The sequence below is a fragment of the Streptomyces otsuchiensis genome, assembly GCF_004305975.1.
GTDB classification, from domain to species: domain Bacteria; phylum Actinomycetota; class Actinomycetes; order Streptomycetales; family Streptomycetaceae; genus Streptomyces; species Streptomyces otsuchiensis.
Map to the genome: position 1 here is coordinate 1 of NZ_BHZI01000524.1, position 1,397 is coordinate 1,397.

1 protein-coding gene is annotated in these 1,397 nt (G+C 72.0%); it reads right to left on the reverse strand.

The window, feature by feature from the left end; translation table 11 throughout:
• Window positions 1–124: 124 nt before the first annotated feature.
• Entirely contained in the window at window positions 125–1,114 is a 990-nt protein-coding gene (locus E0D90_RS25615) for a Bug family tripartite tricarboxylate transporter substrate binding protein (RefSeq protein ID WP_130800292.1), read from the reverse strand.
• Between the last annotated feature and the right edge of the window lie 283 nt (window positions 1,115–1,397).

Here is a 1,397-nt window from a genome sequence, read left to right on the forward strand (position 1 = left end):
GTGGCGGTCGTGGCGGTGGCCGGGGAGGTGTGGCCCGGGGCGGTCGACGTCCCCGTCCCGTCTTCCTCCCGCTCACCGGCACCGGCACCGGCGCCGGGCTCCGGGCTGTCCGTTCGGTTCGGCGTCACAGTCCCAGCGCCTTCACGATCTCTGCGGTCACCGCGATCTCCTCCTCCAGGAACGCCTCGAACTCGGCGCGGTCCTGGTACGTGTCGGTCCACCTGTTGCGCTTGAGGGTGTCGGCCCAGGAGTCGGTCACGACCAGTTCGGCGACCAGTTCCTGAAGCCGGTCGGCCTCCTCCTCGGTGATGCCGGGCGGCGCGATGACGCCGCGCCAGTTGGACATCTCCAGGTCGTAGCCGAGCTCCAGCATCGTCGGCACGTCCACGCCGTCGAGCCGCTCGGGTGCGGAGACCGCGAGGGCGCGCATGGCGCCGCGGTCGAGCTGGTCGCTGAAGTCGCCGACGGTCCCGAACCCGACCAGGGAGGTGCCGGACAGCAGCGAGGTGACCACCTCACCACCGCCGGAGTACGGCAGGTAGTTGATGGCGGAGGCGTCGACGTCCATCACCTCGGCGACGCGGGCGGTGAAGATCTGGTCCACGCCGCCCATCGAGCCGCCGGCCACCGGGAGCTGACGCCCCTGGTTCTCCCAGTCGTCGGCGAGGTCGTCCAGCGTCTCGTAGGGCGAGTCCGCCGGGACGACGACCGCGAGGTACTCGGAGGCGACCTGAGCGATCGGGGTGGCGTCGTCCATGGTGTGCTGCGAGCCGAGGGTCTCGACGGCGCCGACCATGCCCAGGCCGGACATGGTCAGGACGTTGGCCTGGCCCTCCCGGTTGGCGGTCTGGGTCAGGCCGATGGTGCCGCCCGCCCCCTCGGCGTTGGACACCTCGATGTTGTAGCGCAGCCCCTCCTCGCGGAGACCGTTCTGCATCTCGCGGGCGAGCGTGTCCCAGCCGCCGCCGGGCGCGGCCGGGGCGATCAGCATCAGCTTCTCGTTCGGGCCGCCGCCCGATGCGGCGCTCTGGCGCACATCGACCAGTGCGACGCCGACCAGGACCACGGAGGCGGCGACCGCCACGCTCCGTCCCAGGGCCTTGGGCGTCCTCATCCGGTACGTCCTTTCCTCTGCACTGCGGGTCGGGGGTGAGCGCCGGCCGCGCCGGGCGTGCGTCGGCTCTCCCGCGCGGCGGCGGAGCCCGTCCAGGCCGCCGCGCCGCGGTGCACCACAGTGTGAGCGGGGTTACAGCCGTGTACGAGAGCTGTTAACACTGGCGTCATAGTGGTCGTATTGGTCGTGGACGCGTGATCCGCGCGTGACCACGACGCCGGTCACCGGAACCCGTGACGGCCGGGCGGTCCGGGCGGCGCGCTAACGTCACCCGGGCACGCAC

Excerpts from the sequence above, each read along its gene's own strand:
- E0D90_RS25615 (WP_130800292.1), bottom strand. The coding sequence starts at position 1,114 with ATGAGGACGCCCAAGGCCCTGGGACGGAGCGTGGCGGTCGCCGCCTCC.